The 15,332-nt window shown below is 49.5% G+C and carries 15 protein-coding genes; 6 read left to right on the top strand and 9 right to left on the bottom strand.

Annotated features, from left to right (window positions below; genetic code table 11):
- Positions 1 to 29 precede the first annotated feature (29 nt).
- On the bottom strand, positions 30 to 980 hold the full coding sequence (locus DXA36_RS15740) for a LysR family transcriptional regulator (RefSeq protein ID WP_118680468.1): 951 nt from the start codon (positions 978 to 980) through the stop codon (positions 30 to 32).
- Positions 981 to 1,137: 157 nt separating this feature from the next.
- On the opposite strand from DXA36_RS15740, the gene DXA36_RS15735 reads away from it, so the two are divergent.
- Together DXA36_RS15735 and DXA36_RS15730 are read left to right on the top strand one after the other, a co-directional pair.
- On the top strand, positions 1,138 to 2,223 hold the full coding sequence (locus DXA36_RS15735) for an NAD/NADP octopine/nopaline dehydrogenase family protein (RefSeq protein ID WP_118680495.1): 1,086 nt from the start codon (positions 1,138 to 1,140) through the stop codon (positions 2,221 to 2,223).
- 57 nt (positions 2,224 to 2,280) lie between these two features.
- Positions 2,281 to 2,817: a flavin reductase family protein gene (locus DXA36_RS15730; RefSeq protein WP_118680467.1), complete on the top strand. Its 537-nt coding sequence runs from the start codon at positions 2,281 to 2,283 to the stop codon at positions 2,815 to 2,817.
- A gap of 67 nt (positions 2,818 to 2,884) precedes the next feature.
- Here DXA36_RS15730 and DXA36_RS15725 read toward each other — a convergent pair whose 3' ends face one another.
- Both DXA36_RS15725 and DXA36_RS15720 read right to left on the bottom strand, forming a co-directional pair.
- Complete coding sequence (locus DXA36_RS15725) at positions 2,885 to 3,499, bottom strand: ATP-dependent Clp protease proteolytic subunit (RefSeq protein WP_118680466.1); 615 nt, start codon at positions 3,497 to 3,499, stop codon at positions 2,885 to 2,887.
- Positions 3,496 to 3,906: a helix-turn-helix transcriptional regulator gene (locus DXA36_RS15720; protein WP_118680465.1), complete on the bottom strand. Its 411-nt coding sequence runs from the start codon at positions 3,904 to 3,906 to the stop codon at positions 3,496 to 3,498. Before DXA36_RS15720 ends, DXA36_RS15725 begins: the two co-directional genes overlap by 4 nt.
- Positions 3,907 to 4,107: 201 nt before the next feature.
- Here DXA36_RS15720 and DXA36_RS15715 point away from each other — a divergent pair, with 201 nt between their 5' ends.
- The 4 genes from DXA36_RS15715 (at position 4,108) to DXA36_RS15700 (ending at position 8,575) form a co-directional block, all read left to right on the top strand.
- Positions 4,108 to 4,773, top strand: a complete 666-nt coding sequence (locus DXA36_RS15715) for a response regulator transcription factor (RefSeq protein ID WP_118680464.1) — start codon at positions 4,108 to 4,110, stop codon at positions 4,771 to 4,773.
- Positions 4,770 to 5,795, top strand: a complete 1,026-nt coding sequence (locus tag DXA36_RS15710; protein WP_118680463.1) for a sensor histidine kinase — start codon at positions 4,770 to 4,772, stop codon at positions 5,793 to 5,795. The genes DXA36_RS15715 and DXA36_RS15710 overlap by 4 nt, the downstream gene beginning before the upstream one ends.
- 85 nt (positions 5,796 to 5,880) lie before the next feature.
- Entirely contained in the window at positions 5,881 to 6,639 is a 759-nt protein-coding gene (locus DXA36_RS15705) for an ABC transporter ATP-binding protein (protein WP_118680462.1), read from the top strand.
- Positions 6,626 to 8,575 carry an ABC transporter permease gene (locus DXA36_RS15700; protein ID WP_118680461.1) on the top strand — a complete coding sequence of 650 codons (1,950 nt, stop codon included), beginning with the start codon at positions 6,626 to 6,628 and terminating at the stop codon, positions 8,573 to 8,575. The genes DXA36_RS15705 and DXA36_RS15700 overlap by 14 nt, the downstream gene beginning before the upstream one ends.
- Positions 8,576 to 8,618: 43 nt before the next feature.
- Here DXA36_RS15700 and DXA36_RS15695 read toward each other — a convergent pair whose 3' ends face one another.
- From DXA36_RS15695 to DXA36_RS15670, 6 genes are read right to left on the bottom strand one after another with little or no spacing between them, the layout of a single operon-like run.
- Positions 8,619 to 9,722 carry an ABC transporter ATP-binding protein gene (locus tag DXA36_RS15695; protein WP_118680460.1) on the bottom strand — a complete coding sequence of 368 codons (1,104 nt, stop codon included), beginning with the start codon at positions 9,720 to 9,722 and terminating at the stop codon, positions 8,619 to 8,621.
- A 56-nt stretch (positions 9,723 to 9,778) separates the two neighbouring features.
- Positions 9,779 to 10,618 (bottom strand): carbohydrate ABC transporter permease, encoded by an 840-nt coding sequence (locus tag DXA36_RS15690; RefSeq protein WP_118680459.1) that lies wholly within the window; start codon positions 10,616 to 10,618, stop codon positions 9,779 to 9,781.
- The gene (locus DXA36_RS15685) at positions 10,615 to 11,517 is read right to left on the bottom strand and encodes a carbohydrate ABC transporter permease (protein WP_118680458.1); all 903 of its coding nucleotides are present in this window, start codon (positions 11,515 to 11,517) and stop codon (positions 10,615 to 10,617) included. The genes DXA36_RS15690 and DXA36_RS15685 overlap by 4 nt, the downstream gene beginning before the upstream one ends.
- A complete protein-coding gene (locus DXA36_RS15680; protein WP_118680457.1) occupies positions 11,468 to 12,742 on the bottom strand; it encodes a hypothetical protein in 1,275 nt (424 codons plus the stop codon). Before DXA36_RS15680 ends, DXA36_RS15685 begins: the two co-directional genes overlap by 50 nt.
- Positions 12,732 to 14,723 carry a hypothetical protein gene (locus tag DXA36_RS15675; RefSeq protein ID WP_118680456.1) on the bottom strand — a complete coding sequence of 664 codons (1,992 nt, stop codon included), beginning with the start codon at positions 14,721 to 14,723 and terminating at the stop codon, positions 12,732 to 12,734. The genes DXA36_RS15680 and DXA36_RS15675 overlap by 11 nt, the downstream gene beginning before the upstream one ends.
- 22 nt (positions 14,724 to 14,745) lie before the next feature.
- Entirely contained in the window at positions 14,746 to 15,327 is a 582-nt protein-coding gene (locus DXA36_RS15670) for a hypothetical protein (protein WP_118680455.1), read from the bottom strand.
- Positions 15,328 to 15,332 lie beyond the last annotated feature (5 nt).

Raw genomic sequence — 15,332 nt, 5'->3', positions numbered from 1 at the left:
ATCTATCTGAAAAAAAGGGCGGGAACACATTACCGGGAGGTCATGCGTTCCCGCCCTTTGGCGAGTTTGTCGGCATATTCCTTCAAATATGCGGCAAAGCTTTTTGCCAGAGGCGTTTCGGGGCTGTTTTTCCTGCGTATGAGCAAATCCAGGTTATAGACCCTGGCCATGGAACTGGAACGGACAAGCATCCCCGCCTCCTCCAGGATATCCTCCGGAATAGGCGACGCCCACATATAGGCTCCCGGCAGTGTTTTAAGAAGGTCGATCTGGCTGCCTCTGTCATAGACATAGATCCTGCGTGACGGCGTTTCATGCAAAAGCGGATCGATACGGGCCATGGTCATGGAAGGGTTGCGGTGATCGCCGTGTACCACCTCCGTATAGGGTCTGAGCCTATCGGGCGTAATATCCGCCTCTTCCGCCAGCGGATGATCCCGGCGCATGACCAACAGCATTTGAAAACGCATCAGCTCAGTATAACACAGGTTTTTATTAGCCAGAAGCTGCCCGTAATAGCTTTCATAAAATGCAGGGATACGGATAACGCCCAAATCGCTTTCCGCCCGGAACACCTGATCGATTACCTTCTCGGTATTGGTTTCACAAAAATGCAGGGAAAGCGGCTGTTCCGGGCGGATTTCCCGATTCATCCACAGAGAAAGCGCCTGTGTACAGTAGGAGGCCCGGGAAACGGATATCCCAAGGGATGCGGGAAGTTCCTCCGGTTCCCTGCCGATAGTCTCCAGCATCTCCACCTGCGCCATGATATTGGCCGCATAGGAAATAAAGGCTTCTCCCTGCGGGGTAAGCTCCACACCGTTGGGCGTGCGGTCAAATATCCGTATATGGAGTTCGCTTTCCAGGCTCTTCAGGGCGCTGCTCACATTCGGCTGCGCGCAGAACAATGCATGAGATGCTTTGGTGATAGAGCCTTCTTTATAGATAGCCAGTACATATTTTAATTGTTGAAGATTCATTTCTGCCTCCCTGCACAGAAAGAACAAATGCCTTTAGCAGTCATATTCTTTTTATATATCCTGATAGCCATTTTATATGATACATTTACCGGATGCAAGCGTTACAATGAATACAGTAAAAAACAGCAGTTACAGTTACAGGAAAGGATGTGTGTATATGGCTATAAAAGTTGCTGTATTAGGAGGAGGAAACGGGGGACATGCGGCGGCGGCGGATCTGACCAACCGCGGCTTCTGCGTACATATGTATGAGGATGCACGTTTCGCCGGAAATCTCCGCAAGGTCTTTGAAACCCATGAAATCACCATGGCAGGGGCTGCCGGGAACGCCACCGTACGAATCGATATGGTGACTACCGATCTGCGCGAAGCCGTTGCTGACGTTGCGTTTATTTTTGTGGCGGTTCCCGCCTTCGCCCATGACGTTTACGCCGTACAGCTCGCAGAACTGGTAAAGCCCGGCCAGACGGTGGTTGTGCTGCCCGGGACCTTCGACAGCCTTATTTTCTGGAAGGAATTCAGAAAAAGAGGTATAGAAGACGTGGTGGTGGCGGAAACGAATACCCTGCCCTACGCCACCCGTCTGCAGGGCCCCGGAAACACTTTGATCATGAGCCTGTTCAATCCCCTGAAAATCGGCGTGATGCCTGCCTGCAAAACCCGGGAAACCGTGGAGAAGCTCCGTCCCTTCTACCCTTCCCTGGAAGCGGTGGAAAGCGTAATCGCCTGCGGGCTTTCCAGTCTGAATCCCATTATTCATGTTCCGGGCTGTATCCTGAACGCAGGGCGTATTGAATATGCAAAAGGGGAGTTCTATTTCTATACGGAGGGCTTTACCCCCTGCGTTGCCCGCACTACGGAAGCCATTGATAAAGAACGTATCGCCCTGCTGGACAGCTTTGGCTACGCAAGTGACATCGTCGCCCACGGCGTGGGCGGCTCGGTTGTAACGGATGATATCGGAGAAGCCATCGCCAGCGATCCTAATTTTGCCAAAATCAAAGGACCTGCCGACACTAAAAACCGCTATTACGCAGAGGATATCCCTTACGGCCTGGCTCCCTGGGCAAAACTGGCCCGGGCCATGGGCGTGTCCGTGCCGGTTATTGATTCCATGATCACTATCGGTTCCGCCCTTCTGGGCTACGACTGCTGGGAAAAAGGGCATTCCCTCCGGGATCTGGGAATTGAAGGACTCACACGGGAAGCGTTGCTGGAATACCTGGATACAGGATCGCTGTAAAGGCACAGAAACGTTACAGAACCGGAAAGTATACCATTGAATAAAGGAGTCTGAATCATGACATTTCATTCTATCAAACCTGCCGATCTGACAGAAAATATATTTACCTTAATCAGTAAAGACTGGTTTCTCATGTCCGCCGAAAAGGAAGGACGTGTCAATCCCATGACGGTGGCATGGGCTACAGCAGGGATACTGTGGCAGAAACCGGTGGTGATGTGCGCAGTGCGCCCGGAGCGTTTTACCAGGGAATTCCTGGATTCCTCCGATGTATTTTCTCTCACCGTGTTTGACAATAGCTTCCGGAAGATGCTGGGATACTGCGGCACCGTATCCGGCCGTGACCAGGATAAAGTAAAGGAAGCCGGGCTTACCGTGGCCCATGCCGGAGAAGTCCCTTATTATGAGGAATGCCGCATGGCCCTTCTATGCAGGAAGCTCTGCGTCACCCCTCTGAAGGAGGAGGATTTCCTTGGGGATCACGTATTTACGGAGAAATGGTATGGCGGTGAAAACCACGCGGACGGAACCGGCGGCGGGTATCATCTGCTTTACATTGCGGAAATAACCGATATTCTTGTGAAGGAATCCTGATCAAAGGGAGGAAACCGCCGTGCGGTTTCCTCCCTTTTTGCTGTCTCCGGCCTTTTTACCGCCGCTGTCAGAAGTTTTTCCTATGTTGCTTCCTTCCCTCAAAAATCTCATCGATCAGCCCATATTGCAGCGCCTCCTCTGCGGTCATATAATGATCCCGATCCGTATCCGCTTCGATTTCTTCCACTGTTTTTCCCGTATTTTCAGCCAGAATCCGGTTCAGCTTCTGATTGGAACGCTGTATGTGATCCGACAGGATGCGGATATCACTGGCCTGTCCCTGTATGCCGTTTCCTCTCACCGCCGTCTGATGGATCATGATTTCCGCATGGGGCAGAGCCATCCGTTTTCCCTTTGTGCCGCCTGCCAGAAGAAAGGCGCCGAAGCTGGCCGCTATCCCCACACAGACTGTGGATACATCACAGGAGATATATTGCATGGTATCATAAATCGCAAAGCCGGCCGTGACGGATCCGCCGGGGCTGTTGATATACAGCTGGATGTCTTTCTCCGGGTCCTGCGCTTCCAGGAATAACATCTGTGCCACAATCAGTTCTGCGGAAACGTCATCCACTTCCCTTCCCAGAAAAATGATACGGTCGGATAAAAGCCTTGAAAAGATATCATAGCTTCTTTCCCCATTCCCCGTTTTTTCTACCACATAAGGTACTGTCATGCTCATGCCGCCATCCTCCTGCTGTCTATTGTACTGCTGCCGGCACGGAAACCGCCGCACAGGGATATTTCCGCCTGCTTCGGGACAAAAACCCCCTGTATCCGGTACTCCTGGGGCGTACACCCATACATCTTATGAAAAGCCAGCGTAAACGCCTGCTGGGAACCATAACCGGCTTCATACGCGATTTCCACGATAGGCCCGGCCGTATTTACCAGTTTTTCTGCGGCTAAGGTAAGCCGCCGTCCCCGGATATATTGATATAGAGTACAGCCGGTGCGTTCCGCAAACGTCCTGGCCATATAGAATCTGGAGTAATTGAGTTCTTCTGCCATTTTTTCCAGTGTCAGTTCTTCATGGAGGTGATCTCTGATGTAGCGCAGCACACTTGTAACAAGTGAATCCTTACTCATAGCTAATTGCCTCTTTCCTTTTTATTTTTATTCTTATTGTAGCACGTCCGGTGACGGTATGTCTTAATAGAAATTGCCCAAAGTCGCTGACCTGCCGTATCCCTGCATTGATCCCGTCAGCCGCCTGTGCTAATATGAAAAGCAAAGGTAACGGTGGAGGTACGGAATCGTTACAGGCAAAGAAAACAAAGGCGGTGTTTTATGCAGAAAATCATGATTATAGAAGATGAACCGGATGTACGGGAGGAACTGGCATTCCTGCTGAATAATGAAGGCTACCGGACAATTGTGATCCAGGATTTTACCGGAATACCGGAACAGATCGCGGGCAATACTCCCGATCTGGTTCTCCTTGACCTCGGGCTGCCCGGACGGGACGGTTTCTCCCTGTGTGCGGATATCCGCAGCAAAACCGCCGTGCCGGTTATCTTCGTCACAAGCCGCAGCACTGCCATGGACGAGCTGCGCGCCCTGAGCCTGGGCGGTGATGATTATATCACAAAACCGTACAACATACCTGTCCTTCTGGCCCATATCAAAGCCGTTCTGCGCCGGAGCGGCGGGTTGCAGGAGCCTGATGTGCTCACCGCGAACGGACTCAGCCTCCATCTGGCAAAAGGCGTGGTTTCCTCCGGGGGGAGGACAGCGGAGCTGACACGAAATGAAATCAAAATCCTGGCGCATCTCATGACCCATCCCGGAGAGATCATTTCCCGCAGCGATTTGATAGAAACCCTGTGGAACAGCCAGATTTACATTGATGACAACACACTGAGCGTCAACATGACAAGGCTCCGGACAAAGCTGGAGGAACTGGGCTTTCCCGGCTACATTAAAACCCGGCGCGGAATGGGGTATCAGATATGAAGATAAGGGAATTTCTGTCCGACCGGCTGGGGCGCTTTCTTTTCCTGCTGGTGTCCATGGCCGTCATGGCTTTTTTTCTGCGGGTAACAGGAACGCAGCCGGGTATACTGGCGATTCTGCTTATCACCTGGGGCCTGCTGTTTTTCCTCCTGCAGGTATCGGATTATCTGAAATGCCGCTCCCATCTGGAAGAATTGGAAGCTGTCATGAACGGTCTGGACCAAAAATATCTCTTCTGTGAATGTGTGCCGAAGCCCCGGAATGCATACGAACGCAGATTTTTCCAGCTGATGCGCCGTTCAGGAAAAGCCATGATAGAAGCCGTATCGGATGCCCGGTCCGCCCAGCGGGATTACCGGGAATATATCGAAAGCTGGGTCCATGAAATCAAAACCCCCATCACAGCCGCCCAGCTCATCTGCCGGGGCGCCGATCCCCAAATCCGTTCCCGGCTCGCCCGGGAGCTTGCCGAGATCGACAACCATGCGGAACGGGTGCTCTTCTATGCCCGGGCGGAAAGTCCGGAAAACGATTTTTTAATCTGCCAGACAGCGCTTTCTGAAATCGTTGATCAGGCGATAGCGCATCACCAGACGCTTCTTATTCAGAGCGGTATGCGTATTGAGACTGATAACCTGGCACATACCGTGTATACCGACGGGAAATGGGTATGCTTCATTTTAGGGCAGCTTCTGCAGAATGCGATCCGCTACCGCAGCGAGACTCCCGTCATCACCTTGTCCGCCAGACAGCTCGGCCGGCAGATACAGCTGGCCGTCCGCGACAACGGGATCGGCATCCCCTCCCATGAACTGCCCCGGGTTTTTGAGCGGGGATTTACCGGAAGCAACGGCCGTTCCCGCGGCGGCTCCACCGGTATGGGGCTGTATCTTGGCCGCCGGCTGGCCGGCTTTATGGAAATTGATCTGCAGCTTGCCTCCGAGGAGGGGCGCGGCACCTGCGTAACCCTTACGTTTCCTTCCAGAGAGGCCATGGACCGTAACAAGCTTACAAAAATGTAAGAAAAAGTAATAGGAATTCGATACCGCCAGGCCTTCGTTTGAGGTATCCTTAGGCAAAGATAGCTGTAACGAAGGGAGACAACATATGCTGCACATAGAAAACATAGAAAAATATTATGGAAGCAGAAACAATGTGACAAAGGCGCTGGACCGGATCAGCTTTGAGGTGGAGGACGGGGAATTCATTGCCATAATGGGCGCTTCGGGCAGCGGAAAGACCACCCTGCTCAACTGTATCTCCACCATTGATACCGCAAGCGCCGGCAGCATCCTGCTGGACGGGGTGAATATTACGGAAATCCCCCCCAATGAACTGGCCCGCTTCCGCAGGGAACGGCTGGGTTTTGTGTTTCAGGATTTTAACCTTCTTGATACCCTGACCCTGGAAGAAAACATCGGCCTTGCCCTCACCATCAACCACGCGGATTCCCAAACAGTCCGGAAAATGGTATCCGATGTGGCCGGGAAGCTGGGAATCGAAGATTCCCTCGGGAAATTCCCCTATCAGGTTTCCGGCGGGCAAAAGCAGCGGGCCGCCTGCGCCCGTGCCATGGTAGCGGGGCAATCTCTGATTCTTGCCGACGAACCTACCGGCGCCCTGGACTCCAAATCCTCCAAAAACCTTTTGGAAATCATGACACGGATGAACCGGGATATGAACGCCACCATCCTTATGGTCACCCACGATGCCTACAGCGCAAGCTACGCCTCCAGGGTACTGTTTTTAAAGGACGGACGGCTGTTCAATGAGCTGATCCGGGCCGGGCGGACACGGACGGTCTTTTATCACGAGATTCTGGATGTCCTTGCTTTGCTGGGAGGTGATATCAGTGACGTTATCTAAACTCTCCCTGCGCAACGCCAAACGGCAGGCCCGTGATTACCTGGTTTATTTTGTCACCATCGTCATGGCTGCCGCCCTGATTTACGCGTTTAACGGCCTGGTATTTTCTGAGGAAATCCGCACGCTGTCAAGCATGATGGAAAGTATGCCCCTGGTGATTGTGCTGACCAGCATCGTGGTCGTCTGTATTATCGGCTGGCTGGTGCAGTATACCATCAGCTTCATGCTGGTACGGCGCGGCCGGGAACTGGGCACCTATATTCTGACCGGCCTGGAAAACAGACAGGTAGCCAGAATGTTTTTTATGGAAAACCTCATCGTAGGCGGAATTGCACTGGTATTGGGAACGCTTCTGGGGAACCTTCTTTTCCAGGCTCTGCGGGCGGTTCTGCTGGCACTGTTCCGGGCCCCCTATACCTTCCGCTTTTCTTTTTCCTTCCAGGCTGTGGGACTGACTGTTATTTATTTTTCCATGGTCTATCTGTTTGCCCTCCTGCGCAGCAGACAGCGTATCCGCACCATGAAAATCCACGACCTGATTTACTTTGATCACCAAAACGAAGAAGAGGTGATTAAAAAAAGCCGGATCCGGCGGAAAATCTTTATTTTCTCCCTTCTTTTCGGCCTGGCCGGAACGATTCTGCTGATCCTGCGTAATCTGGCGCTGGGTATTCTGGGAGCCGCCTTCCTCATTATGTTTTTATACGGCTTTTTTATCAGCTTTTCCTCCGGTGTCCCCGCATACTTTGACAAGCGGCCGGAAAAAAAATACAGCGGGCATGTGCTGCTTATTTTCCGCACGCTGTCTGCCAAGCTGGCCACAATGGGCGTGGTAATGGCGACAATCGCCCTGCTTTTTACTGCAACCCTCATCTCGGAAGGTACCGGGATGCTGTTTCATACCCTGCTTCAGAGCAGGAATGAACAGACTACCAGCTTTGATCTGTATATTGCTTCTACCGGAAGGGACGAGAACCGTTTTGACGACTACCTTGCCTATATTGACTCCCATGTGCCGATCCGGGAATCCCGGCAATATAATATTTACCGGGGTGAAACCATGCAGGTAACCAATTATGTCATAGCAAACGAACGTTATTGGGAGTCCTTCGGTTACGACACGCTGATGAAAGAAAGCGATTACCGCGCGCTGCGGGCTATGCTGGGCTATTCCCCGGTAACCCTGGAGCCGGGCCGATATCTGATTCACTGCATGGCCTATCTGGAAAAAAGCATGGAAAGCTACACGGAACCGCTTACCATCGGCGGCCGGACTCTGCTCCCGGGAGGCATCCGCACGGAAAATTTCACCCAGTCTTTGTGGGACGGCAACGGCCGGGGTTTTATTCTTGTTATTCCCGATGACGCCGCCGCATCCCTTCCGGTCAGCCACAGCGTATATGCCGCAATGACGGCGGAACCCATGCGTATGGAGGACTATACCCGGATAAGTGACTTACGGGATGTAAAAGACGAAGGTATCGATGGCTACGATACGATTTTCTGTAAAACAGCGGTGGAAAATGAAAACGCCTCATCCTACGCTATCACGGTCTTTCCGCTCTTTTATCTGGCGTTGGTGCTCACCATGGTGTCCGCCACCATCCTGACCATCCAGCAGCTCAGTGAGACGGCACGTTACCGGCGGCAGTTTGCACTGCTGCACAAGCTGGGAATGGATCGGGAGGAGATGAAACAGACCCTGCGCAGGCAGTTTATCCTTTTTTATACCATGCCAGCTTTACCGCCGCTGCTAATCGGCATCCCTTTTATCCTGGCTCTCGGAAGTGCCTTTGATCCGGGTGTCGTTACCGGGCCGGGGCAGCTTCTGGGTATTCTGGGAATCACTCTTGGCCTGTTTTTATCTATTTACCTGCTTTATATCGCAATGGCTTATCACAGCCTGAAACAGAATGTGCTTCCTGACGAGGATTGAGAAGAGGGGGATGAAATGGAGAAAGGAAGGCCTCTTCCCCTCTTCAGAATGCCCGTCCTGTTTCCCTATGGAACAGATGAATTTTTTCAGACAGCAGACGGACATATATCGGCTGGCCAGGCCGGCCGGGAAAATCAGCCCCCGTTACCATGGTAAGTCTTGCCATTCCGGGAGCAGTTAGAAAAACCGCCACTTCCCGTCCGGTATTTTCCACAATATGGATTTCCATCCGTATTGCACCAGGATCCTCCGGGGCGGCAGGCTTTATGTGCTCCGGACGGATGCCCGCCGTTATTCCGCCTTGTTCAGAATCTGAAGGCAGCTTCCTTTTATCCACAGGAATCCTTGCCGCTCCCAGGGTAAGAAAGCAATGCCCCTGTTCTGTAACAAGCTCCGTATTCCACAGGTTCATATTGGGAGAGCCAATAAATCCTGCAACGAATAAATTGGAGGGATTCCTGTATACCTCCTGCGGCGTGCCAAACTGCTGAAGGACCCCTTCATTTATGACAGCGATACGTGTTCCCATCGTCATCGCCTCTGTCTGGTCATGGGTAACATAAATCGTTGTAACACCCAGTTCCCGCTGCAGGGTTATGATTTCTCTGCGCATTTCTGTCCGAAGCCTGGCATCCAGATTTGCCAACGGTTCATCCATAAGAAAAAGCTTCGGTTTTCTTACCATAGAACGTGCCAGGGCCACTCGCTGACGCTGCCCTCCGGAAAGAGCACCCGGTTTCCTTTCCAGTAAAGTATCCAACTCCAGCTTTTGCGCGACCTCCGCCACCATGCTTTTGGTTTCCTGTTTTCCGGTATGCCGCATTTTAAGGGGAAACGCAATGTTATCTTTTACTTTCATATTGGGATAAAGAGCATAGTTCTGGAATACCATGGCAATATCCCGGTTCTTTGGAGGGATCTTGTTCATGACTCTGCCACCCATAATCATCTCTCCATCCGTAATACTCTCAAGACCTGCGATCATGCGCAGCAATGTTGTTTTTCCGCATCCGGAAGGGCCGACAAAAACAATAAATTCCCCCTGCTTTATCTCCATATTCATATCGATAACAGCGTGAACATTGCCCGGATACCATTTATTTACTTTTTGCATTTGCAGTTCTCCTGCCAAAACTTCTTTTACCATAATTGTTCCTTTTCCATTTCAATCCGTAACCGTTCCGTTCTGCGTTAACCGTTCCCTCAATCCTTCATTCCGGAAGATATAATTCCCTGTTCGAGATACGTTTGTCCGAACAGAAAAATCAAAAGAGGAGGCATCAGAGTAAGCAGTGATGCAATCAGCGATACTCCTGCATTGTCGGCAGTGATATTTGCCATATACAGAGAAAGCGGCCAAAGCTCCTGGTTTTTTAAAAATGCCTGCGGCGCTTCCATTGCATTCCAGTATTCCAAAAAACCCAATACCACTGCCGAAAGAATCCCCGATGCACCTAACGGAATGCCAAACCGCAAAAATATCTGAAGAGGGGAAGCGCCGTCCACAGCTGCCGCCTCCATAACCTCCTCCGGTATCGCCATAAAAAAACGGGTCATGATGAAAACGGGAAAGGTAGATGCTGCGCCCGGCAGAATGACGGCCCAGACCGTGTCGATTAGTTTCAATTTATTCAGTACCAGATAACTGGAAACCATGGTTACCTGAAAAGGCATCAACATCAGGACAATATATAAGGTATAGAGTATCTTTTTCCCCCGGAATTGAAATTTCGCAAAAGCCCATGCTGCAGGAGCACCTAAAAAGACATGCCCAAGTACAATAGGTATAACCTGCCTGCAGGAATTCCAGAATACCGTAAAAAACTGCGGCGTGTCCAGCAGCAGCTCCACATAGGCCTGTAAAGTCGGATACTGCGCAATCACAGGCCATACAGCATTCCCTTCGCCTCCTTCCAGGACCGGAGCAAGATTTTCAGAAAGTTCCGCACTTCCCATAAAAGTGCCGGATAAGAGCATCCAAAGAGGCATCCAGACAAAGAGGGCGATAAAAATAAGAACAAACCCAATCAGCCATTTTTTCATGTATTATTACCCCGGTTCATCATTTTCTCAAGCATTAAAATTAAAAGGAACACAAAAAGCGCCATCATTACGGCTCCCGCACACATTTTATCCACATCCAGATTGCTGTACCAGTTATTGAACAGATGCTGGAGCATATAAATACTGTCATCCGGATAGCTTCCGGCAATTAAATAAGCCTCCCTGAACACCTTAAAGGAATTCAGCATTGACAGCACGGTAATCGTAAATAACACAGGCACAAGATTGGGAAATGTAATCTTAACAAATCGCCGGACGCTTCCTGCGCCATCCATCTGTGCCGCCTCATATAACGCCGGATTGATGGCACCGAGTCCTGAAAGCCACAGTACCATATCATACCCGAAGTTTTTCCACAGATAAGCAAAAACCAGTACCCCAAAAGCGGCTTTACTTTCCATCCAATCAACCGGTGCCATACCCATAAGCTCACAAAAGGCATTGAGAAGCCCGTTTTTATGAAAGACCACACGCCACAAAAGGACGATTGAGGCCACAGGGATTGCCATAGGTACAAGAAACGATGTTTTAAAAATACCGAGCCTTTCCCTAAAAGCGGTCAGCAGCAGGGAAACTGCCAGAGAGATAAACAGCAAAAGCGGGATACATATCATAACAAATTTTACCGTATTTCCTGCTGCAAGCTGAAACGCCTTATTGCCAAATACCGCCAGGTAATTTTGAAAACCCACAAACCGGTCACTGGCAGCCTCAAAAAATGACCGCCGCAGGACATCCAGAAGGGGAATCCATACCATGATGTTTACAAAAAGCAGGCTAGGTGCCAAAAACAACCATGGCACGATACGTTCTCTCAGGGGCACAAAATCATCCCGTTTTTTCCTGGCTTTCCATCTGTGCTGCAATTTTCTTATCATCTGAATCCTTCCTTTCATCAGGAACAAAGGTAAGCCTCTTCTCCTGCCGGTAAAACATAAAATCTGCACAAAGCCACAAGCAGGGCATCAGATACATGGCTTTACAAAATGTCATATTGCGGTTCGGTGCCATAAGGAGGGACAAAAGGCAAAGCAGCAGCGTATACCCCCCACATCCCAGAATCATACGTCTGAACGTATGTATCGATCCCAAATGTGCCGCTATTGCGATAAAAACAGAAGCGCCTATGGAAAGCAGCACTGTCAGAAACGCGGCAAACACAAGCTTTGCATCCCGAAAGTTGGAGGATACCGACATCCATGCGAACAGATTCTTCCGATACCCCGCAGCAAGATTACTCCAAAAAGCAAAGTCGGACCACCTCGTGGGAATGAATCCGGCAGGAATTTCCGGCAGATCCATACAAATAAATAATCCTGCAGACAAAACGAGAACAGAGGGCAGATATAAAAGAAACAATACCGGATAATGCCAAAGCTTCTTTCCGCGCCTTAGGATACGGACAACGATACCAACGAAAAGGACAACGGCCGGAAGCCTGAACAGCATGGTAAGTGCCCATTCCAGCAGCGGCTGCTCCAGAATCATCCCACCCGGGAAATCTGCAGTCACAAGATATCTCTCTGCCTTTTCCCGGGTTCCCGTCCCGGAAAATGTCAGCTGCATATTAGAAAGGAGTTCTTTCGACTCATTCCGTGCCTGATGATATAATCGTGGTTCTTCCTCCTCAAATACGCCGCGGACATAAAACATTCCGCCTTCCATCTCTATCGGCAGTCCGCAAACATCAACGCTTCCCCAAAGAGAGAATGCCAGACCTGAACTAACCGCACACCCTGACCAGTCTGTTCTGGCCGGAAAAGCACCCTGAAGCATGATTGCTGAAGTAATATCTCTGCAATCTCCAAAAACAACAACGGTATCCGCAGTCATGCTTTTCTTATGTTCGTTCCTAACCTCCTGATCCGAATGTGTCTGCCACAAGGTAACTTCCGGTTGTTCCGATGCACCATCCTGCTTTGCGCAGGCCTGCTGCCTGCTGAGGGCGATTGGACTGACACCGCCGTTTTCCCACTTAATGCCCACACTTGAACAAAGGCTTACAGCCGTATTATAGTAAGAGCATGCGGTACACCAAAAGAAAACTGCCAGCAATGCGGATGTCACCAGTGCCCGGTTATGAACAATCTTGTTAGTTTTCAATGCGAACCCTGTCCCCTTCCGATATCGTCTTATCCGATCCTGTTATTACCTGATCCGAATAGGTAAGCATACTCTCAATGCTCATCATCTGGCTGTCTCTGTCCTTAATTGTAATATCGATCCTTGAAGTGACCCACTCCGTTCCCATCACTGAATTTTGTTTGCGCAGCACAAAAACATGATCACCGCCGGAATCGCTTCTAAGCGCTGTAATGGGCAGACAGCTGTCATAATTCCCGCTTTTTTTGTTCAGGGAAATTTGCGCAGGTACGCCGGCAGGATAACTCCCCTCGGGCAGAATTGCAGTTACGATAACTGTATTTTCTTCATCAGATGTACGGATCGATTGAATTTCCGCCTCCGCCTTTTGTGTACTTCCATCCAGTATGTAATGAAGTTCTCCCTTGTCTCCTGCTGAAAAGTGCTGTGCAGACTCTATATCAAGGACTCCTTCAAAAATAAAACCTCTGTCATCACAGGAAAGTATGACCATCCCCTCATCTGCTTCCGTTTTAGAGCCTTTTTCCATAGTACTTAATACCGTTCCGGAGGCCGGGGAAGGAAAATACCCTTTGTTGTCTAAAATATCCTGCAGCATATTCCGTAATTTTTCTTTTTCCGCCAATTCAAACTCGCAGGTAAGTCTTGTGATTTCGCCCTCTTTCTGTGACACTGCCGCCTGCCTCTGTGCATTTTCCAGTGCGATTTGTGCTGCTTCAATCGCTCTTTGTGCCGTATAAAGTTCTTCCTCTCCCAGATATTGATTATCCTCAAATTCGCGTTGGGAATTGTTCAATGCCCCCTTCGCAGCCTCAATAGCTTCCTGCGCTTCGATGACTGCAGCTTCGTTTGAAAAATCAGTACGTTGTTCCGCTTCTGTAAGCACAGCTTTTGCATCATTAAGAGCGGCTGCTGCTCTGTCCGTTTTATTTTTCCAGCGTTCCTTAACGGCATTCAGGTTTTCAGAGGCACTATCATAGGATGACGTTTTATATTCTGCTTCAGAAAGATCTTTTTTGGCCCTTTCAAATGCCTCCTGGGCCATGGAAAGAACTTTTTTTGCTTCATTTAACGCTTCTGTATAATCGTTGCTGTCATCAGGGTCCTGTCCTGCAATCTCATTCTCAATGTCACTGACTGTCTGCTGTGCATCATTAAGATCACTCTCCGCCTGCTTGTATCTCTCCAATGCCTGCTGATAAGCGTTCTTTGAGGCATCCAGAGTTTCCGAGGCATCGTCAAGCTCCTTCTCTGCTGCATAGATTGCACTCTCTGCTGCTTCTTTCACATTTTCCAGATTTTCTTCTGCTTCCTTAACAACTGCTTCCGCTCTCTCAATCAGCTCCTGCCTTGTTACAGCAATTGTTCTGTCCTCTTTGTTCTCAGCATCTGTAAGCTCCTCTTCCCGTTTTGTATAATCTTCCTTCCATCTTGCGTCCGTCCGATTATATTTAGCAGCTAAACGCTCATACGCCTTTTGGGCATCCTCAAGAGCATGCTGTGCCGTAATCACATCATTTCCGCTCCCGCTTTCAGAAAGTTGAATTTTTAGAGTAAGGATATGGATTTCATATTCCAATTTTTTCAGCTGCTCTTCCAGGGAAGGAATATCAAATGCAAGCAGCGCCTCCCCCTCATTTACACGGCTCCCCTTTTCTGCATTGACTTCCACCACTTTCAGCCCCTCCGGCAGAGGAATCCTTTTGTCCGCTGCCGCCTGAATCGTTCCCTCCGCTTCGGCTCTCTTCGTCAGTGCTCCGCTTGTCATGGCAGTAACAGATACACTGGCAGTCGTAATGGAATGGGAAACATGTGATATCATTGTACAGATAAAAACCACTGTAAAAAAAATAACCATAAGACGTACAGCTATGCGCTGCACTCGATTTTCTATGAGAGGTCTGTATTTCTCACCGGAAGCGAGCATGGCTTTTTGCTGTGCAATAATCCTATTCATTTTTTCTTTGATAGATAAGCGCATAACTGTACTGTCTCCTATCAGGTTAATTATAATTAAATGTAATTACAATGATTCTGTCTGCCAGATAAGTACCATCTTCCTGCTGTTTCCCGAAGCATAATATATAATCATTATCCTTCGGCTTATCTTTATCGCTGTCCTCAAGAGAATAGCTGCTCCCATCCGATTTTATCGTTCCCTTTTGAAATACGGTTTCTTCTGTATAAACAACATTTGTGCTGCCCTCTCCCCTGGAAGAAACAGAACCATCATCATCTACAGATGCAAAAGAATCGGGATTAATCGTGCAGCCTGTATCCGTACACCCGCTGGCCGGACCATACAAGTCGGCAGAATTCATCAAATCATTCCCATCAACAAATGTATCTTCCTTCTTCTCATCCGCCGCAGCTGGATGATTTGCAGCATTACTGTCTTGAGTATTGGATACTTCCCTTTTTTCTGCATCTGTTTTCACCTCTGCATCTGTTTTCACCTCTGTACCTGTTTTTACCTCTGTACCTGTTTTTACTTCTGTACCTGCACATCCGGTAAATAAAAGCCCTCCGGCACAAATAATTGCACAAAGTCCAATCACATTTTTTTTCATAACAAATTTCTTCATCGTTC

It is taken from the genome of Eisenbergiella sp. OF01-20, assembly GCF_003478085.1.
In the GTDB taxonomy this organism is placed as follows: domain Bacteria; phylum Bacillota; class Clostridia; order Lachnospirales; family Lachnospiraceae; genus Eisenbergiella.
The sequence above is the reverse complement of the archived record's forward strand: the minus strand, read 5'-3'. Positions and strand labels throughout refer to the sequence as shown.